General features: G+C 46.9%; 24 protein-coding genes and 2 pseudogenes. 6 read left to right on the top strand and 20 right to left on the bottom strand.

Annotation, left to right across the window (positions count from 1 at the left end):
* Positions 1–119: 119 nt before the first annotated feature.
* The 9 genes and pseudogenes from tnpA to MKY95_RS28170 all read right to left on the bottom strand — a co-directional run bounded on the left by tnpA (position 120) and on the right by MKY95_RS28170 (position 5,149).
* Positions 120–593 carry an IS200/IS605 family transposase gene (gene tnpA / locus MKY95_RS28130; protein ID WP_339195506.1) on the bottom strand — a complete coding sequence of 158 codons (474 nt, stop codon included), beginning with the start codon at positions 591–593 and terminating at the stop codon, positions 120–122.
* A gap of 178 nt (positions 594–771) precedes the next feature.
* Positions 772–1,155 carry a hypothetical protein gene (locus tag MKY95_RS28135; RefSeq protein WP_024631336.1) on the bottom strand — a complete coding sequence of 128 codons (384 nt, stop codon included), beginning with the start codon at positions 1,153–1,155 and terminating at the stop codon, positions 772–774.
* Positions 1,156–1,286: 131 nt separating this feature from the next.
* The gene (locus tag MKY95_RS28140) at positions 1,287–1,517 is read right to left on the bottom strand and encodes a hypothetical protein (RefSeq protein ID WP_051449535.1); all 231 of its coding nucleotides are present in this window, start codon (positions 1,515–1,517) and stop codon (positions 1,287–1,289) included.
* Entirely contained in the window at positions 1,510–1,845 is a 336-nt protein-coding gene (locus MKY95_RS28145; RefSeq protein WP_036667998.1) for a YxlC family protein, read from the bottom strand. The genes MKY95_RS28140 and MKY95_RS28145 overlap by 8 nt, the downstream gene beginning before the upstream one ends.
* Positions 1,846–1,847: 2 nt before the next feature.
* Entirely contained in the window at positions 1,848–2,378 is a 531-nt protein-coding gene (gene sigY / locus MKY95_RS28150) for an RNA polymerase sigma factor SigY (protein WP_036667999.1), read from the bottom strand.
* A gap of 103 nt (positions 2,379–2,481) precedes the next feature.
* Positions 2,482–2,727 (bottom strand): hypothetical protein, encoded by a 246-nt coding sequence (locus MKY95_RS28155; RefSeq protein WP_036668001.1) that lies wholly within the window; start codon positions 2,725–2,727, stop codon positions 2,482–2,484.
* A 599-nt stretch (positions 2,728–3,326) separates the two neighbouring features.
* The gene (locus MKY95_RS28160; protein ID WP_036607016.1) at positions 3,327–3,959 is read right to left on the bottom strand and encodes an MBL fold metallo-hydrolase; all 633 of its coding nucleotides are present in this window, start codon (positions 3,957–3,959) and stop codon (positions 3,327–3,329) included.
* A gap of 6 nt (positions 3,960–3,965) precedes the next feature.
* A pseudogene (locus MKY95_RS28165) lies at positions 3,966–4,533 on the bottom strand (thioredoxin family protein).
* Between the two features lie 2 nt (positions 4,534–4,535).
* Positions 4,536–5,149, bottom strand: a pseudogene (locus tag MKY95_RS28170) (DedA family protein).
* A gap of 160 nt (positions 5,150–5,309) precedes the next feature.
* Here MKY95_RS28170 and MKY95_RS28175 point away from each other — a divergent pair.
* Positions 5,310–5,657: a hypothetical protein gene (locus MKY95_RS28175; protein ID WP_036607010.1), complete on the top strand. Its 348-nt coding sequence runs from the start codon at positions 5,310–5,312 to the stop codon at positions 5,655–5,657.
* A gap of 661 nt (positions 5,658–6,318) precedes the next feature.
* Here MKY95_RS28175 and MKY95_RS28180 read toward each other — a convergent pair.
* From MKY95_RS28180 to yyaC, 5 genes are all read right to left on the bottom strand, one after another.
* Positions 6,319–8,919: an O-antigen ligase family protein gene (locus MKY95_RS28180; protein ID WP_339195510.1), complete on the bottom strand. Its 2,601-nt coding sequence runs from the start codon at positions 8,917–8,919 to the stop codon at positions 6,319–6,321.
* Positions 8,920–9,110: 191 nt separating this feature from the next.
* Complete coding sequence (locus MKY95_RS28185; protein WP_051447021.1) at positions 9,111–10,358, bottom strand: SAM-dependent methyltransferase; 1,248 nt, start codon at positions 10,356–10,358, stop codon at positions 9,111–9,113.
* 96 nt (positions 10,359–10,454) lie between these two features.
* Positions 10,455–11,159 carry a DUF6483 family protein gene (locus MKY95_RS28190; RefSeq protein WP_036607006.1) on the bottom strand — a complete coding sequence of 235 codons (705 nt, stop codon included), beginning with the start codon at positions 11,157–11,159 and terminating at the stop codon, positions 10,455–10,457.
* Between the two features lie 271 nt (positions 11,160–11,430).
* Positions 11,431–12,222, bottom strand: coding sequence for an alpha/beta hydrolase (locus tag MKY95_RS28195; protein ID WP_036607004.1), 792 nt, complete (start codon positions 12,220–12,222; stop codon positions 11,431–11,433).
* Between the two features lie 60 nt (positions 12,223–12,282).
* Positions 12,283–12,840 carry a spore protease YyaC gene (gene yyaC / locus MKY95_RS28200; protein WP_081745863.1) on the bottom strand — a complete coding sequence of 186 codons (558 nt, stop codon included), beginning with the start codon at positions 12,838–12,840 and terminating at the stop codon, positions 12,283–12,285.
* A 158-nt stretch (positions 12,841–12,998) separates the two neighbouring features.
* Here yyaC and MKY95_RS28205 point away from each other — a divergent pair, with 158 nt between their 5' ends.
* The gene (locus tag MKY95_RS28205; protein WP_017692283.1) at positions 12,999–13,223 is read left to right on the top strand and encodes a DUF1128 domain-containing protein; all 225 of its coding nucleotides are present in this window, start codon (positions 12,999–13,001) and stop codon (positions 13,221–13,223) included.
* 62 nt (positions 13,224–13,285) lie between these two features.
* Here MKY95_RS28205 and MKY95_RS28210 read toward each other — a convergent pair whose 3' ends face one another.
* Complete coding sequence (locus tag MKY95_RS28210; protein WP_036607001.1) at positions 13,286–14,011, bottom strand: pirin family protein; 726 nt, start codon at positions 14,009–14,011, stop codon at positions 13,286–13,288.
* 139 nt (positions 14,012–14,150) lie between these two features.
* Positions 14,151–15,170: an asparaginase gene (locus tag MKY95_RS28215; protein ID WP_036668003.1), complete on the bottom strand. Its 1,020-nt coding sequence runs from the start codon at positions 15,168–15,170 to the stop codon at positions 14,151–14,153.
* Between the two features lie 177 nt (positions 15,171–15,347).
* Between MKY95_RS28215 and MKY95_RS28220 the strand changes: the two genes are divergently transcribed.
* The 4 genes from MKY95_RS28220 (at position 15,348) to MKY95_RS28235 (ending at position 17,363) form a co-directional block, all read left to right on the top strand.
* Positions 15,348–16,049, top strand: a complete 702-nt coding sequence (locus tag MKY95_RS28220) for a phosphatase PAP2 family protein (protein WP_051449537.1) — start codon at positions 15,348–15,350, stop codon at positions 16,047–16,049.
* A gap of 134 nt (positions 16,050–16,183) precedes the next feature.
* Positions 16,184–16,441: a GlsB/YeaQ/YmgE family stress response membrane protein gene (locus tag MKY95_RS28225; protein WP_017692278.1), complete on the top strand. Its 258-nt coding sequence runs from the start codon at positions 16,184–16,186 to the stop codon at positions 16,439–16,441.
* Between the two features lie 64 nt (positions 16,442–16,505).
* Entirely contained in the window at positions 16,506–16,913 is a 408-nt protein-coding gene (locus MKY95_RS28230) for a YtxH domain-containing protein (RefSeq protein ID WP_036606997.1), read from the top strand.
* An 84-nt stretch (positions 16,914–16,997) separates the two neighbouring features.
* The gene (locus tag MKY95_RS28235) at positions 16,998–17,363 is read left to right on the top strand and encodes a DUF5665 domain-containing protein (protein ID WP_017692276.1); all 366 of its coding nucleotides are present in this window, start codon (positions 16,998–17,000) and stop codon (positions 17,361–17,363) included.
* Positions 17,364–17,383: 20 nt separating this feature from the next.
* Here MKY95_RS28235 and MKY95_RS28240 read toward each other — a convergent pair whose 3' ends face one another.
* The 4 genes from MKY95_RS28240 to MKY95_RS28255 all read right to left on the bottom strand — a co-directional run bounded on the left by MKY95_RS28240 (position 17,384) and on the right by MKY95_RS28255 (position 20,126).
* On the bottom strand, positions 17,384–18,436 hold the full coding sequence (locus MKY95_RS28240; RefSeq protein WP_081745867.1) for a magnesium transporter CorA family protein: 1,053 nt from the start codon (positions 18,434–18,436) through the stop codon (positions 17,384–17,386).
* A 110-nt stretch (positions 18,437–18,546) separates the two neighbouring features.
* Complete coding sequence (locus MKY95_RS28245) at positions 18,547–19,320, bottom strand: sigma-70 family RNA polymerase sigma factor (protein ID WP_036606995.1); 774 nt, start codon at positions 19,318–19,320, stop codon at positions 18,547–18,549.
* Positions 19,317–19,769 (bottom strand): anti-sigma B factor RsbW, encoded by a 453-nt coding sequence (gene rsbW / locus MKY95_RS28250; RefSeq protein WP_036606993.1) that lies wholly within the window; start codon positions 19,767–19,769, stop codon positions 19,317–19,319. Before rsbW ends, MKY95_RS28245 begins: the two co-directional genes overlap by 4 nt.
* A gap of 18 nt (positions 19,770–19,787) precedes the next feature.
* Complete coding sequence (locus tag MKY95_RS28255) at positions 19,788–20,126, bottom strand: STAS domain-containing protein (RefSeq protein ID WP_036606989.1); 339 nt, start codon at positions 20,124–20,126, stop codon at positions 19,788–19,790.
* Between the last annotated feature and the right edge of the window lie 19 nt (positions 20,127–20,145).

Raw genomic sequence — 20,145 nt, forward strand, 5'->3', positions numbered from 1 at the left:
TGGTTTGCTCTTGGGGTATAACCCCCTGTTGCCAAACTGCGCCTAAAGACGCTAGCCTGACAGCAGGGCTGTTCAGGCTCAGTGTTATTTGCCTCTTTCACTTACCAGTTAAACTGGTTTTACTTCTTTTTGCTTCGATTACTGCTGAATGGATCTTCGTATTCTTTTACACTCAGCTTATCTACCGCCTGATCATGTGCTTCTTGCTCACGAATATACTTTCTTACTGTTGCTTCATTTAAGCCTACTGTACTCACATAGTACCCTTCTGCCCAAAACTTTCGATTGCTGTATTTATACTTGAGCTGGGCATGCTTCTCGAATATCATTAGTGAACTTTTTCCCTTTAGATATCCCATGAACGTGGAGACTGCCATTTTCGGTGGAATCGCTACCAACATGTGAACATGATCGGGCATCATGTGACCTTCTATAATTTCTACTCCCTTGTACTTACACAGACGTTTGAAAATTTCGATTAAATCTTTTCTCACTTGATTATAGATTTCTTTCCGTCTATACTTCGGGGTAAATACAATGTGGTATTTGCACATCCACTTTGTGTGAGCTAGGCTATAGCTCTTGTTTGCCATCTAAGACCATTCCTTTCTTTTGAGCCTGAACATCTCAATTTTATCGGAATGGTCTTGGTGGTCAAACCCTCGATCCCTCCACCCGCATAGCGGGTGGTTTTTTGTATCGTGCGTTTCACGCACTCAACTGGCTAAAGCCATAATAAAAAAGAGCCGGCATCAGCCGACTCTTAAAATTCTAAATCCATGCACGCAGATTAACCTGCTTTATAAAATCCGCCTGTGACATAACATCGTTCGCGGTTTCCTCTTCCTCTTCCACAGCTTGAAAATCTCCGTTCATCAGATGATGAAACAGCTTCTCATTGTGTGTCGCAAGGGCGTAATCTATCAACGCTTCTCGCTCGACCCGCTCAGCTTCCTGCTTCAGCAGAACCTCTTCCAGATCGACGTCGCCGGATGGAACAAAAAAGTTCCGGTTCACCTGCGGCACTCGAAGCACGTAATCGAACGCATTGTCCGGATTCCGGTCATAAGCGATGATGAAACCATATTCCCCCACAGGAAGATTCTGCTCAAACGCATCCGCGACGATGACAACCTTCTCTCCTAATCGCAGCATCGTCTAACCTCCTGGTAGTCTATCATTAATATTTATTTGTATAGTCTACTAGAAAAGAATAACGATGTCTAGGAATACTAGAATTAAACAACATATTTGTGCAAAATCTTTTTTCCATTTTTAAAATGATGTTATTTCTGTTTCCGTACACCTGGCTTGCGCTGTGATCGAATCACGACAAACCAATATATTATAAGCGGCGTGGGAAATCCTGTGATTCCCCATAATCCCCATAACCAAGGGAAACGTCCACGTCTGCGTGCGTCCTGAAAGATCCATGTGCCCTGAACCAGAAGAAAAATGCCAAGCAATGTAAGCCACAGTGGAGAAATCTCATCCAATGAATAATGTATTTTATTCATGACGAACCTCCTTCCGGCGCCGTCCGGCCCAGATCACAGCCAAAATCACCGCGACAGCTGTACCAAGTGCCTGGATTCCCAGATAAAGAGCTGGAGCAGATACGAAAAATAATGCCCCGAAGGTAATGGCAAGTAATCCAACCAACCAGAAACATATCATCTCAATCCAATTGGCTCGACGTCTAATCTGTCTCCGTTCCCTGACTTGGGCTTCAAGTGCACCCAAAGAAGGAATACTTGTCGGATCAAATGCATCATCCAGCACTTTCATGTGTTGCTGCAATCGTTCCACAACTTCTTGTTCTTGTGCATCGTCTGATCTGCTCATCCTTATTCCAGCTCCTTTCTTAACTGACGGAGACCATAAGCTGTGCGTGACTTCACCGTTCCCGCAGGAATATCCAGCATTTCCCCGATCTCGTCATACCCGTATCCATAATAATGCTTCAGTAACACTGCAACACGATGTTCGGGTGTCAGTCTTGTCATCGCATCCATGACATCTGTCCATTCTTCATTCCGAATCTCAAGCTGCCAGCGGAATCGACGTACAGCCTGATCCCGAATGAGAGCAAGCCAGTTCTGTTCTCTCTTCTTACGTCTTGTCTTATCGATATAGATGCGGGTCGCAATGGTGATCATCCATGATGAAAAGGCAGACGTGCCATCATATCGATGGATATTTTCCATACAACGAATCATCGTATCTTGCACCGTCTCTTCTGCGAGGTTAGCGTCCATTGTCACTTTCACAAGATACTTATACACAAACGTGTAGTGACGTTGCAACAACGCTGCGAGTGCGCTATCGTCTCCCGATACTGCTCTGCGTACCTCTTCCAGCTCAGCTACCTTTATCATGAAATCACCTGCTTCCCGTTCAATCTGGAGTTAATACGACAGGCTCTGCAAAAACGTTCAATGAAATCAAAAAAAAAATTAAACCCGACAATTTCCCGGGCAATCAGACTTGATTCCGGTAATCTTGCAGCTTGTCGAACCACGGTTGGTTGCGGGCTCCGTTTCTTAAAACACGGCTTGTCCATATATTCTGCTGAGACTTCACCACTTCATTGGTCACGCTAGGGTTATGTATTAAAGCTCGCTCAGTACCTGTTTCTCTTTTCCCACTTTCCAATATGCGACGGTTTTCTTCAATGATCGGATACTCGACACGCTGATTCAACGGAATAACTCTTGTTTTCTCCACTTTGATATTCCCCACTCTCATGATCTATATAAGTTGAACTAAAGATTATTTACACTGACACTACGATGACAGAATAACCTTCCAATCGCTGTTATCCCCAGATTTTTTGATTCCCTTTTCTTAAAGTGAAAATCCGGTGATAGCGTATGCTTCCGATGCAGCTTTCTTTCAGAAAGCTTTTAGGCGAAGTGTATGCTTTCGGAGTAGCTTTCTTTCAGAAAGCTCGTAGCTTCGCTTTTTCAGTTTTTTTCTGTCCTCTCCGTTATTGTGTAAATGATTAGTTCAACTTATATACTATTTTTCTTAAACTCATCATTTCTAAATCAATCTGTACTTGCTATTGGTCTAAAACTGGCTTGCGATGAAGCGCATCTTGCATCTCTATGTAGCGTAAAAAAGGGCTAATTCTGTGATAAAAAGGGGCTGAAAACAAAAAAAGAACGCAAACCGGGTATAGACCACAGTCTGCGTGCTTCGCGAGGTTGGGTGTTTCTTGGTAATGCTTCAGTTAGATGATGCCTTAACGCTTGTAACAACTAATTGCTATTCTAATGAAAAAGTTGTCACTTGTCCAGACTTTCTTCACATATCATGTCGGATTATCTTGCGGACACGTAAGGATTGTTCTGTTTCTCATAACCAATGGTCGTTTTGGGACCATGACCTGGATATACTTTCACTTCATCAGCAAAGGTGTAAAGCTTGTTCTGGATTGAATCAATCAGATCCCGTTCACGCCCTCCTGTCAGGTCCGTTCTTCCCACACCCATGCGGAACAGCACATCACCGGCAAACAGGTCGTTATCACAAAGCAAACTTACACTGCCTGGTGAATGTCCAGGTGTATGGAACACTTTAAACGTATGACCAATCAGATTCAGCTTCTGCCCTTCGTCCATGGCATATTCAGCAGGATCTGTCGAAAGCGGTGGTGTCGCCTGTGGCCAATTCAAAGATCCATTTAATTTCGGGGTGGTCAGCCAGTCACTCTCCAAGTCATGAAGATAAACGGGACATCCCTTCAATTTACGGATCTCATCTACCCCGCCCATATGATCAAAGTGAGCATGAGTGAGGAGAATGGCTTCGATCTCCAAGTCTTGGATCGCCTTAAGCAGCGGCCCTGGATTCATGCCTGGATCGATAATGACGGCTTTGCCCGGATCATCTCCTTGTAGAAGATACGCGTTGGTCTGAAGCGGGCCTAGTGTAAACGTACGAATGTTAAGCATATCGGCTTAGTAACCCGAAATCAGTTCACGCAGCTCACGGATAATGGCCGCATGTGACTCCGTTCCTTCCCCATAACGTTTACCAATCTCTTGACGCGCTACAGCCAAATTTTCTTGATAATCTGCTGCTTCACGATCCGGATTAAGGCGTTTGAATTCAATCATGACTTCCTGTACATGCTGCGGACGAGGTCCCCACTGACCTAACACATGACCACCTGTATCTGCAAAAATAACGACTGGCACGGAACGGCCACCCATCGTCAGGAACTCATCCATCACTTCCGGATGGTTCTCCATAATCAGAACTTCTGTTGGAATTCCTGAGATTTCAAGCGCCTGGAACACAACCGGAATATTACGGACAACATCCCCGCACCAGTCAGCAGCCAGAATTAACACACGCAGATCATCGCGATGGTTCAGGCTCTCAAAGAACTCACGATCCTCTTCGTTCGACCAAGTAAAGCTATCATAGTTGGCCTGGAATTCACTTTGGTTCTTGGTCATACTCGATAAAATCTTTCGGTGGAAGACCTTTACCGAATTTGTGAGACAAGTTGGGTTTACCCATGACTAGACACTTCCTTTCTTTTTACGAACATTCATCCATTTAATAAGTACATAAACGATCATAAGGGCGAGAGCGACAAGCAAAATAGGCATAACATATGGTGCCGCTTTCTCATCAATATGCTTCCATTGATCTCCAAGAATCATCCCTAAATATATAAACAATGCAGTCCAAGGTATAACAGCGAGTGTAGTAAGCAAGATGAATTTGCCTGTGTGCATTTTCGTGATGCCAGCCGGGATGGAGATTGCATGTCTTACCACCGGAACAAAACGAGCCGTGAAAATGACACCTGTACCATACTTGCGGAACCACTCCTCGGAATGGTCGATGTGTTTTTTCTGGATGAGTATGTATTTACCGTAGCGTTCAAGTACAGGTCTGCCGCCATAACGGCCAATCCAGTAAATAAATAACTGGGCAATCACACCGCCCACCGTACCAAAAATCATAGCACCGAAGAAGTTGATATTACCTTGTGAAACGAGAAAACCTCCATACGCCAGCACAATTTCGCTTGGGATACTTCCAACATTAATCCAAGCATGATTCCAAAGTACCCAAGACTTTGAATCCAATCGAACAATTGGCCAACAAGGTTATGAATAAAGTCCATCTCAACCCTCTTTCTCCATCCTGATTGGCGGTGCCCCTCCGCACCATGGATGTTCGTCCCTATTTTATCACAGGGCTGTGGACGTTGCTACTTCACGAGGTTGGGATAGTGTCCCGTTCGCAGCAGTCCGCATATGGTATGGGGAGAGGAGCGTGAGAAGATGTCACACAAGTCAATACCCGGTTCTCCGCCGGTCAAACATACGCAATCTGGTCAAAACCTTCCTTCCGCCAGAGGAATTCGCAGAGCATGCAGCAAGGAATTGTACCGGACAGCCAAAAGGCTAAAAGTATATGTCTCTCCCGAACGGATGAAACAGGCGGAAGAATATTATTACGGTAAAGTGATCACAAATCTGCTCTGGATTGGGGAGAATCGCGATAACCGCAAGAAATTATGTGAGTGGTGGAACAAGGATGTCAGTGCAGAGATCGCCGCGATGTGGGAAGTAGACGTTGAACCATTAAAAGATGCGTTTCAGCACGCATTTGGCGGTTATCGTCTGTAGATTATGGAGGAATGAGGCAGATAGCTGTGTCTTCAAACCTACTGAAAGACGCAGCAAAGCTGAAGCGAATCTTAAGCGAATCTGAACATGTTAAGAACGGGTGAGGGCACGGGCACTGTGTCCTTAACGTGTGATGTTAATGCCCCCTTCACGTACGAGCAAGCGATAGAGACCACATAAATGCGAATTGCTCACTTATGATGTAAAGCTTCGCTCTGGCCGGAGTTCAGGGTCGTCCTCTGGCTTGCGGATCGAGCAGAGCATGGAGCCGACCACCATGGGGAGCATGAACATAAGCTGGGATTATATTTTCATGCTAATGCTCATAACTCATACTCATACTCATGCCCATGAGCGGTAACGAATCTGAGGCGTCTTATTCAAGGATTTGAAGCACTCTTAGAAATCTAAGGAATCTGAGACACGTTATATCGGAATTTTTGGACTTTTATAGGGTTTTTGTTAGGGAATTTCCGGAAATAACGTGTCTGATGTTCCTTACAATTTAAAAGGAGGAGCTAAAGGCCAAATAAGACGTCCTGTGTTCCTTAGAAAAGCGCATACCCATCCGCGAGGAGCAGCCAGCTTGGACTCCAAGACTTTTTAAACGCTGACATCCATCATCATATAGCTTGGGTAAACGTCAAGATCCAGCAGTGATTCAAGGGCTCCGCTTGGTCAACTCTGGAGTGAACGGAGGAGAAGAACCCGAAGCAAGCCTGCGCAGGTTCTCTCCATAGCCTGGAGCATGTTCTTCCAGTACAAAACGACGATCATTGCGAACGTTTCCTGCTTCCACTTCCTCAGCCAACAGTTGATACCGTTCATACATCTGTACACCAGCGGCGGCAGTCTGTCGGGCTCGATCCGTGAATCCTGCCTTCCATTCCCGCCGCGTTGCCTGCTCCATCCAATACAAAGCCGTGGATTGGCCAATGCCATCATACCGATTCAATGTGATCGCTTGTTCAAAATATTCTCCAGCTTGCTGTCCTTCGTCGAATTGGGCTGCCAATCGTCCCAGTTCGATGTAAATCTGAGGGTGCATCGGGGAATGGGACAAGCTGTTTAAAAGGAGTGTTTCTGCTTCTCGTCCCGGGAGCGTTCGCGCAAAGGATATCACGATATCCGCCCGATTCGGGTTAGACTGAAGAGCAGCCATAAGATGCACCTTCTGTGCTGGAGTGCCATCCGGTTCAGACATCGCCTGACGGTACTGCACTTCTGCTACGGCATATCGAGAGGTCAACCAGACTGTTCCACCAATCCAGAAAAGGATGATCATCACTGTGGATACCCTTATTAGCCGAGCAGTTACTCGCTGAAAAATATGAAAGAAGGAACGCATCGGGACAGCTGATGGGTGGGATTGGGTTGATAAATATCGCAAGAAAAGAGATCTGGATTTAGATCTGGATTTAGATCTCAATTTAGATCCCGATTTGGATCTGACAGGAGTGTATTTCACAGTTACGCTGGATCGCTGGACCCCCTCTGTTTCCGTCTTCAATGCGACTGCCCAGGCACCGAGCCAGATGAAGAGCATCCAAAATAGTGTAAAGCTCCAGTCAAAGTCCATCGCCCCATGCAGGCCAAAAACAAAAACGGAGGGAAAGAGCTGCGGTGCAAAATGAAAGATGCTTCGCAGGGTGAGGAGAAACCACCCTGCGACAAGCACGATGCCGATCATGCCCGTGTCCAGGGCGAGATCGAGCAGGCCGTTGTGGACCTCGCCTCCGACATAAGGCGAGGATTGAATGGCGCGGAACATGTTGCGCCATGTATCTCCCCCGTGGCCGAGCCATGCGGCCTCGGTCCACAGCTGGAGGGCGTCCCGCCACATCTGTAGGCGGGACACCCCAGTGCCGACACCCGCCGCGAGGCGATCGGCGGTGGAGGCCACGGCCATCAGTGCGGCGGCGGCTCCCGCCAGCACGATGGCCGTCAGGGCAGCGGCGCGCGGAGCCTTGGCGGCGTCGCTGTGCCATAGACGGCACAGCAGCAGCGTGCCGAGCAGCGCAGCTGCCCATGCCCCGGCCAGTACCAGCAGGCCGGGCACGGGTGCAGGCGCCAGCTGGGCAGCAGCCAGCTGGCGGTATAGCCAGGCTGCGCACGCCAGTGGCGCGGCCATGGCCAGCAGCAGCGGCAGGCGGGCACCGCGCCGCTGCAAAGCAAAGGCGGCGACCGCGGCGCAGCCGGTCGCCAGCCAAGCGCCGCGCGACTCGCTCAGCAGGAGCGCGGCTTGCGCAGGCATGAGCGGCAGCACTGCCGCGATGAGTCGCCCGGCCGGCACAGGCCGGGCTATGACTCGCGCGGCGGCTGTCAGCCGCTCCAATGCGTACATGCCAACAATGGCACCGTACGCATTCGGGTACTGCAATAATCCGCCGAGCCTTGCTCCGGCGGAGCTGATCTCGGGGTCAGCAGTCCGCATCACCCCGAAGGGCAGCGGCAATATCCCGCACACGGCAAAGATGCCGCTTAGCACAAGCAAGCCGCCTGCCATCTGCCAACCGCAGGCTAACCAACGCGCACCATTCGTGCGCGCAGCCAGTATTGCGGTGAGCAGAGTAAACATCCCAAGCAGGCTCCACCGCAGCATCTCATCCATGCTGCCCTGTTTACTCACCGAGCCTGCCCACGCATGTACCCCAAAACATGTCATCATCCCCAGCGGCCACAACACCCGCAATATTCCCGGGATTCGAATCATTCGCCAAACCATTCGTTCATTGTTCCCTAGCCAATGTACCGGTGACAGAGGTACTTGTTTTCTTCCTTGCTCCTGCTCTTTCTCTAGTCGAATACCTACAAGGAAAAGCAAAAACATAATCAATATGCTTCCTCCTGCGATCAGAATGACCGGATACAGATCAGCCGAATAGTACAGTCCCCGACTTAGACATCCTGCAAGCAGCAAGACAATGGAGAGTATGCCCAACCCAACAGTCCACCCAGATCCTGAATAACGTTTACACCTCAAACTTTGGGGAAAATCCCCTGATGCATCGGTCTGAATAGCTCCATTTGGATTATTTTTATCATCTTTTTTATACGTATCATCTTTGTTGTATGTATCTTCCCTATTATATGTACTATCTTTACTACCCTTATTGTCCCCATTACATAAGTCCCTGTTATCTACAGATTCTGTACCATTTGCATGGTGAGACCCTTCAAACGCCTGTTCCATCACTTCCTCATTCGCCGCATACCCTCGTCTATACCTTACAACTCCCTTATGCATTGTCCTATTCTTCATCCTTATACACCCTCCTTCCTTCCAGCACTCCATATGCATAACAAAAAGACAGAAGATCCCGATAACGGGTCCTTCTGCCTGATATACATCTGAAAGTTATAATGTTGATTGCTACGAAGTATGTGCATAGAATATCATTTTACATTCAGGGACCCTAATTGCAGTATGTCCCTGGATTGGCGTTGGCACACTCAGCAAAGGTCGCAATTTGCGGAATCTTGAACGGTTTCTTTGCTCGATTTTGATTTCCCGTTGGCCTGCTTGCCATCGCCAGGAAGCAAATCGGCACAAGCCCGCTCCAAATATGGATCAGCATGAATGAAATCACGGAAAGCTGTGTATTCATTCCACATCTCCGTCACTTCGCCAGCCTGACCGCGAACAGCACGAATCAATATGTTTTTAGGCGTATTCTCCATATCGATGAATTCAAGCAATTGTGTCTTGTATCCCATCAGATCAAGCAACTTGGCACGAATCCCATCCGTAGCCAGTGCGGAAAAACGTTCCTTGAGGATGCCATGGGACAACAACGGATTCATCACGGAAGCCTCTACTTGGTCAAACAGTTCATGCTGACAGCAAGGAACAGACAGAATAACAGAAGCCCCCCAACGAACTGCCTTCTCCAAAGCAGCATCGGTAGCTGTATCACAGGCATGCAGCGTGACAACCATATCCACTTCATTCAATTCATCGTAGTCCGCGATGTCTCCAACCAGAAACTTCAGATCGCCATAATGCAATCGATTAGCCAGATCATTACAGTGTTCAATTACATCTGCCTTCAAGTCCAACCCAATAATCTTGAGTGAACGCCGTTGTTGTACAGACAGATAATGATATAACGCAAATGTCAGATAAGACTTGCCACAACCAAAGTCAACGATGGTCAGTGGACGTCCTTCCGGCAGATGTGGTATGACATCCTGCACCATTTCGAGGAAACGGTTGATCTGTCTGAACTTGTCATACTTGCGGGCCAGCACACGACCTTCTTCGTTCATAATACCAAGTTCAACGAGGAACGATACGGGTACGCCTTCTTCTAATACATATTGCTTCTTGCGATTATGCGACAGATCCACCGCAGTTTTGGAAGCAGATTTGGTCAGAATGGATACTTTATATTTTTTGCTGATCAAAATTTGATAGTCTGCCTCGGTCGTACAGAGCAGCCCTTGACGAAACGTCTCTTCGCATAACAAAGTCATGCGCTCAGCCGCTTCAGCCGGAGTCAAATTCTCGTGCAGCACTTTGTTGTTATAATGAAATGCAAATTGATAATGCAGCTGATTCTTCAGTGTCACCGGCTTGACTTGCACTTTGGTATACGAGACATTGTCCCGTCTGCGCAGCTGGCTCCAGGTCGCTGTAATCAGCGAATTCTGTTCAAAGATGTCTTGTATAAGCTTTCGCAATGAATCCACGGGGTACATCTCACTTTCGATTTGGTTTGGTCAACCGTTACCATACCACAATTCCGTTCCCTCTCCAAGTAAAGGCATGTAACAGGCCTTGATCCAATCCATATTTTATGAGTTCATCTCTTTACGACTTAGTTCAGCTAGTCCCTCTTCAACTTCGTTCCGTGGCAGACCGCCCTGCTCCAGTTGTTCATCCGTGAGTGGGCTCAACCTTTCATAGAATGCCTGTACATCATCTCGGTAGCTCACCGGGAATTCAGCACCAAGCTGTAACAGCCTGTACCAACTGTTCTCTGCCTGGTCGTAATGTCCTTGTTGTTCACGATACAGGGCAAGCTGTCTTTCAGTTCGAGCAGGAAGTTCATATTCTTTCGTAAGCCCCAACACACCCTCCACCCGTTCCGGTGCGTCCAACAACTTGGGATTAGCGCCATGATTCAATGCATACAGGTAGAAATGAAGTGATCTCATCAATCGAATGACAGCCTCATCCTCTGCGTCCATTCTCTCCTGATCATCGATACCTTCCACTTTGGCCTTCTCTTGATAGATGTAAGCCTCTTCTTCAATCAGCCTCGCGGCTTGCTGCAGATTATCTACCTCAATCATTCCGCGAAAACGGAACATTTCAATAACATCCTCTGCTGGCAATGAGTTCAGTAGAGATAAGTTCAACCCAAACTGCCTGCGCATCAGCTCATCCAGTTCAGACAATGCCTCGGTGTGCTTACGCTGCTGTTTGAGCGTGAACACTTTGCCTATTGCTTCAGTCATTTCCTCCATCATACGGAGCAGATAATCTTTTCTGAACATGCTGTATGCCCCCTCATCATTCGACCCTATACATTCAATCGTTCTCATATCGTTCCTTTATATTTATTTTAATTCATGCCATGACAAAAAGCCAAAAACAAGACACACGTGTCTTTGCTCTGGCCATGAACACACTAAACCCCTGCCTATCCCAAAGGGACGTGGCAGGGGCTCGGTTGAAATGGAACTGGGTACTCCTCCTCCACAAGAGGTTGAATCATCCAGGAACCAAACTATATTCTAATTATATCAACATAAATCACTTCATCAATTACTTCGATAATCCAGCCATAAATTGTTTAATGACCTGAATTAATTCTTCAGGAGCTTCATACATGCTCATATGACCTGCACCCGCAATCACGGCTTGCACGATATGTGGCTTGTCACTTGTAAATGTGCGTTCTGGCGGGATAACAGCATCCTTCTCTCCCGCAACCAGCAATACAGGTAAAGGTGTAGCCGATAACACATCGCGGCGATCCGGGCGTTCTCGCATAGCAAGTGCAGCACCAACAGCACCTTGAGGAGCAGTCTGGTATCCAATTTCCTTCACACGTGTTACATGCTTAGATAGCGATTCCACATGTTCCGGTGCAAACAGTCCGGGAACCAGTCCATCTACAAAATTCACGATACCTTCGGTCTGAATGGTGGATACAGCGCGCAGGCGTTTTTCCTTGGCTTCTTCACTGTCCGGATAGGCTGTCGAATGAATCAGACCAAATGCATTCAAACGCTCCGGGTGACGTTGTGCAATCGAGAGCGCAATGTATCCCCCCATCGAGTGTCCCAGAAGGACCGCTTTTTCCACATTCAACTCATCCATCAACTGTAATACATCGTTGCCCATCTGTTCGATGGTATAACTTCCTACAGGTGCATCTGTTTTTCCGTGTCCACGCAGATCAGGTACGATACAGCGATAACTGCGTGCCAGTTCAGGTACGACCTCATCCCAATACGATGAACTGCCACAGTATCCGTGGAGCAAAATGAGTGCTTCTCCCTTACCTTGTTCGGCATAACAAATCGTCGTTCCATCACACATCACTTTTTCCATATGAATCCCTCTCTCTGCGCGAATTAAATAATTCAGGTTGTATATTATTAAGCCTACATATCATGAATGAAACGTTTGTCTACATTTCCATGCTTCAATTGCGGCGTCTGCAATCGTTCGGGACATCCCCATGACCAAGTGAAGCGAGGTCATCTGCAAAATGGAATAGGGCCTTGGTCCATTCGCATTAACCACAGCTGCTACACTGTATTGTCCAACAGGGGGTAGCTTGCCTCCGACCGATTGGGCCGGAATGAGTGGGTTATTCGAGAGATAGTATGTACCTACCGCCTGCTTTGGACCCAGACATGCATCAATCGCTATGATGGCATGGTGTGCAGGAATAAGTGCCAATTTCTTTTCCAGCGTATCTGCATCACAAGGGGAAGACAGCGTGCCAATCACGTTCTCCATTCCGCTCTCTTGCAGTAAACTTCCTGTCAGTGGACCCAGAGCATCCCCGGTGGAACGATCAGTACCGATGCAGACAAACGTGATTTCAGCTGGAGAATGAAGTTGAACGATGTTTTTGAAAAATAAGACCAGATTCTCTGCAGGCACGCCTTTGCGGACTTCCCTTCCTTGATGGCGAACCATTTCTCGCTTATACGCTGCCAAGCTGTATTCCCTCCAGTGCACTCAGGTTTCCGTTAAATCCTGTTGTTGTATCCATCATTGTAACCGATGCTTGGTTTCCTCGCAAAAGCATTAGCCTGAGCGCTTCCAATCATGATACAATAACAAGAGTTTCCGATACGGAAGGGATGAACTTAACGATGGATTTAACACAAGCAACAGCAGCCAATATGGAATATATGATTGAAGCGATCAAAACCAAACTTCGTATGGCAAGCGGTGCCGCCATGCAAGCTTCTTCATTCCCACTTGAGAAATATGAAGATCTGTTTGACCTGTATGAAATGATTTTGAGCAAGGAACATCTCAGTATCTCTGAAGTGGAAGCTGTCGCTTCGGAACTGGGTAATCTTCGTAAATCTTAAGCCAAAAAAGGACCTGTTTTCCACATCACCGTGGGAACAGGTCCTTTTTCGCATGTTTATCCTTAAGGCAGGTCAACCAAAACAAATTCGGCAGGTTCACTGTCTGTACTCGTGATTTGCAGATCACAGCTTTTGCGAATTCGTGCGGCATCCCCCGGCTTGAGGTTGAAGTTACCATCCGAACAATGAATCTCCACATGTCCACTGATCAGGAAAAGATGTGTCCGTCGATCTTCGTGTTGCGGGTACATCAACTTTTTCCCGGACTCCAAATGGGACAGATAACAGGTTACATCCTGGGAAATAGGCAATGCGCCTTCGCTTCCCTCGCCCCCTTGCCCGGATACAATCGGACATAGACGATTCAAATGCTCCTGCGGCTCTATTCTCCGATTCGTATAGGAAGGTTTCAGCATACGCTCCGATGGCAAAAACCACATCTGGAGGAAACGTACCGGTTCATCCGCTGACGGATTGGTCTCGGAGTGTTCCACTCCCGTACCCGCACTCATCACCTGGACCGTTCCCGGTTCAAGCAATTGTTCTGTTCCCATACTATCCGTATGTTTGAGTGTACCTGATATGACATAACTGACGAGTTCAAGATCATGATGTGGATGTTTCTTAAAGCCTTCTTGCGGCATCAGCGTGTTTTCATTATGAGCCAACAGACAGCCAAAATGGGCATTGCTTGGATCATCATAATCCGCAAAGGAAAAGCTGAATTCACTGTGTATCCAACCTCGATCCGACGTGTGCCTTTCTTCCGATGTCACCACTTTAATCATGTTCATCCACCTCCAAGGGTTTAGAGCTGCCACATTACCGCGGCAGTCCATGCGTGTATATGAATTGTATAGATGAATACCAGTTGGTATGTCATCTTTACCCGGGGTCCGGCAACTCTAATCACGCCCCTTCTTAAGGTTATACGCTATCTTCAAGTGAGTGAAGAATGAACTCACTATCTGCATGACCTACAAGGGTACCCGCATCATTTCGGATGTCCGAAGGGAACACTTCAGCCAATCGTGCAATGGTTCTCTCATTGGAATAACCAATCTGTCTTAGGATGGATTGAGTGATGAAAGCCCACTCTTCCTCGGAACCATCAAGCACCTTGAAGGTGATTCCCAGTCTTTCTTTTTTCAGGCCAAAACCGAATACCCCCTTGAATCCACCCTTCGCTACAATGTTATTGTCTTCCAGCAGCACTGAATCTACACGCTCCGTGCCACCTACCATCAACGGATGTTCATTCATAGCTGATGTTATGGTCTCTACAGCTGTTCTTGTGGAAGGATCAGCGATAAGATCCGGACAAGCGAGCTTCAGATAAGCGTTCGACAATGCCGACAACGGCAAAGAAAATACCGGAAAGCCGCAGCCATCCGTCCCAAGCTTAATCTCTTTTTCCTCAATACCTGCCAGGTCGGCAAAGGTTTCAAGAATTTCTCGTTGTACCGGATGTTCCGGTTCAGCGTAACTGCCCAGATCAACCTGCTTCATCTGACTGTACCCCAGAATTCCCAGATGTTTTCCGGAGCAGTTGTGCAAGATGCGTCGTTTCTCTCCTTGTGCACGTAACCATTGATTACGGCTTTCTTCATTAAGCGGATAGCTTGGTGCACAGATCAGGCATTCTTCTCCCAATCCAATTTTACCGGATAACTGCTCCAGCACCCGAATGTGTTCCGGTTCCGAACGATGCGAAGAGGACATGATGGCAATCTCCTGTGCTGATAGGCCATAGTGACTGGCAATTCCTGCCCGAATACCTGGAATGGCTTGAAAAGGTTTGGCAGATGAGCGAGTGAACGCTCTAAAATGAGGGTCACCAGCCGAGTATACGATTCGGCCATACTCATCCGTAATACTTATGTGTCCGTAATGGGCGCATTCCATAACGCCTGCACGGTATTCTTTAATTAACAAGGCACTCTCCATGCGAGTTCTCTCCTTTGTGCTCCCGATTTCATCTCTGCTTTGCGTCACGACGCCGCATGGGATATCTTAAATAGTATAGTACAAAATCGACGTTTTTACAGTTTTTTCGACAGGCGTTTCGGGTATAGCTTTATCATCTATGTTCATCTACTACAATAACTGAAGGAGAAACTCATTATGCCGCGCAAAACGTATTCACCAGCCTCATTCAGTTCAAATTCCGGTACGTTATTACGTCCACTCTTCAACTGGGGGTTGGCTGGTCTGGCCCTCAGCGCATCGGTCGTATTTATCCTGGCAGGTCTGGGTGCCTGGTTGGGTGCTGATGTTATTATTCGTCTGGATGATCAAATTCAGCAATTATTTTATCTGAATTCAGATTCACGTCTTCATCTATTCCCTTACACTGCATTCATAACCGCACTGGGCTCATTCAAAATCTCTGCTGTGGCTGCAGGAGGTTTTGCTCTTCTTTTCTTCATTCAACGCAGTCCAAGGTTTGTTGTATATGGATATGCGCTCACGGGAAGTTTTGCCATGATGTGGATTCTGAACACCTTATTGAAGGAATTTTTCAGACGAAGCAGACCTGAACTGGATCATCTGCTGGTCGTTCACGGGTACAGCTTTCCAAGCGGACATGCCATGATCTCCATGGGCTTTTACGGCATGCTCTTTGTAATCTGGGCCATTGAACGACAGCGACATAACTCTTCCGGTGTGTGGCTTCCTGTTCTATGTGGTATTAGTTTTATTTTCTTGATTGGCCTCAGCCGGATCATGTTGGGCGTTCATTATCCTACAGATGTATTTACTGGATTTACTGCTGGATTGGCATGGATCTTCTGCATGGTTAAAGGCATTAAACAAAGCCACTAAAGAATCAATTCCTCTGATTTCCAGTTCATTCATCCTCATCTTTATTGTTTCACAGGGTTGCACGGGGTTTATATACGAAGTAAGCAAACGCGAACAGACAACATCCTACATCAAGTTTAAAGGAGGCGGTTGTTATGTGGGGCATCATTATCAGCATTGTGATGGCTGTCATCATCGGTTTGATCGGAGATGCACTTGCCGGTCACAACATGCCTGGAGGCATAATCGGTGCAATGATTGCCGGATTTGCCGGAGCCTGGCTGGGAGCACTCTTGCTTGGTAACTGGGGACCAGTTATCGGTAACTTTGCCATTATCCCTGCCATCATTGGTACAGCGCTCTTTGTTTTCTTGCTGGGGCTTGTGTCCAGACTGCTAAGACAGGCTGCCTGATTCGGGCAACAAGGTGTTCGTTGTTTCGTATTTGTTTCTTAATTTGAAGAAGGAGTGATTAGACATGAATAAAGCAGAAGAGCAATATCCTGTACAGACGGGTTCGACTTTCGCAAAAGGTATTTTCATCGGGGGTTTGCTGGGAGCTGCAGCAGCACTACTCTTTGCGCCTAAACCGGGACGTGAATTGCGTGGTGACCTTTCCGAGAAAGTGGGCATCGTTACTGACCGCACCAAAGAAGTGGCAACTGTTGTAGGTGACAAAGCCTCTGAACTGGCTAAAACGGTCTCTTCCAAAACTTCCGACATTGCAAAAACGGTAAATCAAGGCCGCAATGATGTAATGGACTCTGTGAGAAAAGCGTCCGCTGATGTGGCTAACGAAGCATCCCGTGCATCTGATGAAGTGGCTGCCGCTTCCGTTGAAGCGAAGGAAGATGCACGTAAAGAACTTAACTCGACTAGCCTGTAAGGCGATACAGATCGAGTGACTAATAGCCAGCTGCACTCCAGCTGGCTATTTTTTATCCAATGAGAGTTGAGGAGGACAAATAATATGAGTAAAGTTACAATCAACGGTAATACTCCAATTACGGGAGGAACACCGGCACAGCAGTATGATACAAGCGAGCACCCTTTTGAATTGCGTCATGAGGTAAAGCGATTGAACACCCGTCTGGACCAGATTGCGGACAGTCTGGAGAGAGCACAGATCAAGGATATTATTGAGAATTACAGCAGTCCCAAAAAGCGGATTATTACCAATTTTACAGCGGGCATGGCACGAGGTCTCGGTCTGACTGTGGGTACCTTTGTTGTTCTCGGTTTGCTGGCATTCATTCTCAGCCAATTCGTGAATATGCCAATTGTGGGCCAATATATCGCTGACTTGCTTGGTTATATTGAAGATTACAAAAACTAAGAGGACTAACCAACAGTAGGCTATCCCTTACGTTTTTCCGTTGCTCCTTTTTTCTCTGTCTCTTCAGCTGAAGGCTGTGAGGATTTCACTTTGAGCAGATCTCCTGTCCAGCCTTTCATCATCAGCCATACATACATGCTGATCATGCTTAAGATAATGACAACAAGGACCAGTACAACTCCCCATGATTTGTCGATAAAGGGCAGGTTCTCAAAGTTCATCCCCCATATCGCGCCAGCTGCCGTGGCAGGTATGAACACAGCAGTAACAATGGTCAGCGTCTTCATGATCTCATTGCCACGTACACCGGAGATCGCATTATCAATGGAGATTAACGTATCGATCTCTTTCTCGTAGTGACTAAACAAACGTTCCATTCGCTCTACTCGATGTTGGAGCTGCTGGAAATATCGATTTTCGTTGATTTCACTGAGATAAGCCTCATGGGCAGCAGCCATCAGTTCCGAATAGGGGATAAACAGATTGCTCCAGTATAACAGTTCAAATCGGGCGGCCAAAATCTGGTCCATTAAAGTTCGGGCATTGCGGGATTCCATCTTCCGTTCCAGATCACGCAGGTTCATCTCAAAATGATCCATCCCCACATGGTAGTAATGCAGTATAGCTCGAAAAAGTACAAACATCCCGTCCCTGGCTTCACTACATTGCTGTAACATATGGGCACGTTCATCCGTCTTCATAATGCCTCGTGTATTGTCATCCATATTCAAGGTAACCAGGTTATTGCGATCGACATAGAAAAACATCTGATTATCTTGACGTTTGTCATCTCTCTCATTCTTGACTGCATACAACAATGAACCAAATATGACTGGTTCTGTACCATTCACGAAACGGACGGACAAATAATTCGATTCCACTTCCGGAATCTTATGAAGCCAATACCGCATATCCGGAAACGCCTCTGTCAGCTCCCCCAACGCATCGTTCATGCTATCGGTGTCAGGCGCAACCCAATCCCACCATTGCCAATGGCCCGAGCAAGATAACTTGTCGCGGCGAGCTTCCAACTTGATTTGGTTCACAATCACAATATCCACTCCTGCACTCATGTTCTTCATTGCATACCCATCTTTTTGATCCCAAAAAGGACACGTATGCATTTCAGCGCATTGACGTGTCCTTCTTTATGCCGTACTCAACAACATTAGGGTTCCATTTTTCATAACATTGAAGCATTAGACATGATCTGTTTCAGTTTCTCTGTAGCTCGCTTCTGAATCCGAGATACACTCATCTGTGAAACACCAAGCTTCTGGGCAATTGCCCGCTGAGATTGGCCATCCTGGAATGCTAGAATAAGTACCTGCTGTTCTTGTTCCTTCAATTGTCCCAATGCCTGTTGCAAGTCCATCCGTTTTTCGACCGAATCATAGTCATTCACATCTGCACTGATCAGTTCTCCCAATGTTGCTGCACTGTCATCCTGAGATAAAGGAGAATCCAGTGATACATAGTGGTAACATTCCCGACCAGCCAGAACTTCAATTGTCTCTTCTGCAGTCAGATCAAGGTATTCAGCAATTTCGTTCACACCGGGTGAGCGCTCCAGCTTAACGGTTAACTCATCGATGGCATGTTGCACAAGGGCTCCCTTTTCCTTAATCCTCCGGGGCACCTGAATATACCAGGATTTATCACGCAAGTAGTTCTTCATATGACCGATCATGCTCTTCATGGCATAAGGTTCAAACGGAATACCTAGGTTGATATCGTATTGCTTAAGCAAACGAATCAAAGCCATCTGCCCGGTCTGATACAAGTCTTCGTATAGATCGGGGCGATTCCGAGCGATTTTACCTGCTGCCATCTTGACCATTGGTTCATATTTACGGATGAGAACTGTTGCAATTTCATTATCTAGGGTCTGCTGGTATTCCCAGATCAAACCTATAGCTTCAGACATGGACTCTGGGGGAGTCACTTTTTCATTCATACTTTCTCCTCACTTCTTGCAAGACGTTTTACGAGTACTACTTTCGTACCTTTGCCCGTCTCACTTTCCACACTGACATCGTCCATCAAGGCTTGCATCAGGTAGAACCCAAGTCCGCCAATCTGTGCTTCCGTCAGTTCTTTGTCGTGTAGACCGGCACGTGACACAGCAGGGTTCATGTTCTCGAAGCTGGCACCTTCGTCCTTGACAATAATGGACAATGTTTCGCCATCCACTTCGAATACAACTTCAACCATGCCGCCTTCGTGTGAGTAGGCATACAATACAGAGTTGTTACAGGCCTCGGATACAGCAACTTTCATATCCTCAATGTCTTCGTAGGAAAATCCCATTTTGGATGCTACTCCATAGAGATTGAGTCTTACAATATCAACGTAATCAGCTGTCGCAGGTAAATTAAGGGTGACTCTTTGAACTTCTGCATTCATTCCTTTTTCGATCCTTTCCTATTGGGAATTCTTCTGTGTGACAAAGAATTTGGCGATGCCCGTCATGTCAAAAAGTTTCTGAATCTGCGCAGGAACTTCCTGTACTTCAAAGCGAGCTTCCATTCCATGTCTGGCCTTCAGAACAGATAACAGGATACCAATCCCTGTACTATCGATATACTTCAATTCTTTCATGTTAATCACAAGATCCTGTTCCTTGTTATCCACGAGCGGCTCCATCACCAAGCGGAAGTCAGGAGCAACCGACAAATCCAGTTCGCCAGTCAGATACACCGTACACACGCCGTCCTGAGTTTCAGTTCTTGCATTGAATTTTTCATTTTTATTTGTATTCATTAGACATCTCTCTCCTGAT

This window comes from Paenibacillus sp. FSL P4-0176 (assembly GCF_037975265.1).
Taxonomy (GTDB): Bacteria; Bacillota; Bacilli; order Paenibacillales; family Paenibacillaceae; genus Paenibacillus; species Paenibacillus amylolyticus.

Bases quoted from the DNA above. Each gene is read 5' to 3' on its own strand.
- tnpA (WP_339195506.1), bottom strand. From the start codon at position 593: ATGGCAAACAAGAGCTATAGCCTAGCTCACACAAAGTGGATGTGCAAA.
- MKY95_RS28135 (WP_024631336.1), bottom strand. From the start codon at position 1,155: ATGCTGCGATTAGGAGAGAAGGTTGTCATCGTCGCGGATGCGTTTGAG.
- MKY95_RS28140 (WP_051449535.1), bottom strand. From the start codon at position 1,517: ATGAATAAAATACATTATTCATTGGATGAGATTTCTCCACTGTGGCTT.
- MKY95_RS28145 (WP_036667998.1), bottom strand. From the start codon at position 1,845: ATGAGCAGATCAGACGATGCACAAGAACAAGAAGTTGTGGAACGATTG.
- sigY (WP_036667999.1), bottom strand. From the start codon at position 2,378: ATGATAAAGGTAGCTGAGCTGGAAGAGGTACGCAGAGCAGTATCGGGA.
- MKY95_RS28160 (WP_036607016.1), bottom strand. From the start codon at position 3,959: ATGCTTAACATTCGTACGTTTACACTAGGCCCGCTTCAGACCAACGCG.
- MKY95_RS28175 (WP_036607010.1), top strand. From the start codon at position 5,310: ATGTCACACAAGTCAATACCCGGTTCTCCGCCGGTCAAACATACGCAA.
- MKY95_RS28180 (WP_339195510.1), bottom strand. From the start codon at position 8,919: ATGAAGAATAGGACAATGCATAAGGGAGTTGTAAGGTATAGACGAGGG.
- MKY95_RS28185 (WP_051447021.1), bottom strand. From the start codon at position 10,358: ATGTACCCCGTGGATTCATTGCGAAAGCTTATACAAGACATCTTTGAA.
- MKY95_RS28190 (WP_036607006.1), bottom strand. From the start codon at position 11,159: ATGTTCAGAAAAGATTATCTGCTCCGTATGATGGAGGAAATGACTGAA.
- MKY95_RS28195 (WP_036607004.1), bottom strand. From the start codon at position 12,222: ATGGAAAAAGTGATGTGTGATGGAACGACGATTTGTTATGCCGAACAA.
- MKY95_RS28205 (WP_017692283.1), top strand. From the start codon at position 12,999: ATGGATTTAACACAAGCAACAGCAGCCAATATGGAATATATGATTGAA.
- MKY95_RS28210 (WP_036607001.1), bottom strand. From the start codon at position 14,011: ATGATTAAAGTGGTGACATCGGAAGAAAGGCACACGTCGGATCGAGGT.
- MKY95_RS28215 (WP_036668003.1), bottom strand. From the start codon at position 15,170: ATGGAGAGTGCCTTGTTAATTAAAGAATACCGTGCAGGCGTTATGGAA.
- MKY95_RS28220 (WP_051449537.1), top strand. From the start codon at position 15,348: ATGCCGCGCAAAACGTATTCACCAGCCTCATTCAGTTCAAATTCCGGT.
- MKY95_RS28225 (WP_017692278.1), top strand. From the start codon at position 16,184: ATGTGGGGCATCATTATCAGCATTGTGATGGCTGTCATCATCGGTTTG.
- MKY95_RS28230 (WP_036606997.1), top strand. From the start codon at position 16,506: ATGAATAAAGCAGAAGAGCAATATCCTGTACAGACGGGTTCGACTTTC.
- MKY95_RS28235 (WP_017692276.1), top strand. From the start codon at position 16,998: ATGAGTAAAGTTACAATCAACGGTAATACTCCAATTACGGGAGGAACA.
- MKY95_RS28240 (WP_081745867.1), bottom strand. From the start codon at position 18,436: ATGAGTGCAGGAGTGGATATTGTGATTGTGAACCAAATCAAGTTGGAA.
- MKY95_RS28245 (WP_036606995.1), bottom strand. From the start codon at position 19,320: ATGAATGAAAAAGTGACTCCCCCAGAGTCCATGTCTGAAGCTATAGGT.
- rsbW (WP_036606993.1), bottom strand. From the start codon at position 19,769: ATGAATGCAGAAGTTCAAAGAGTCACCCTTAATTTACCTGCGACAGCT.
- MKY95_RS28255 (WP_036606989.1), bottom strand. From the start codon at position 20,126: ATGAATACAAATAAAAATGAAAAATTCAATGCAAGAACTGAAACTCAG.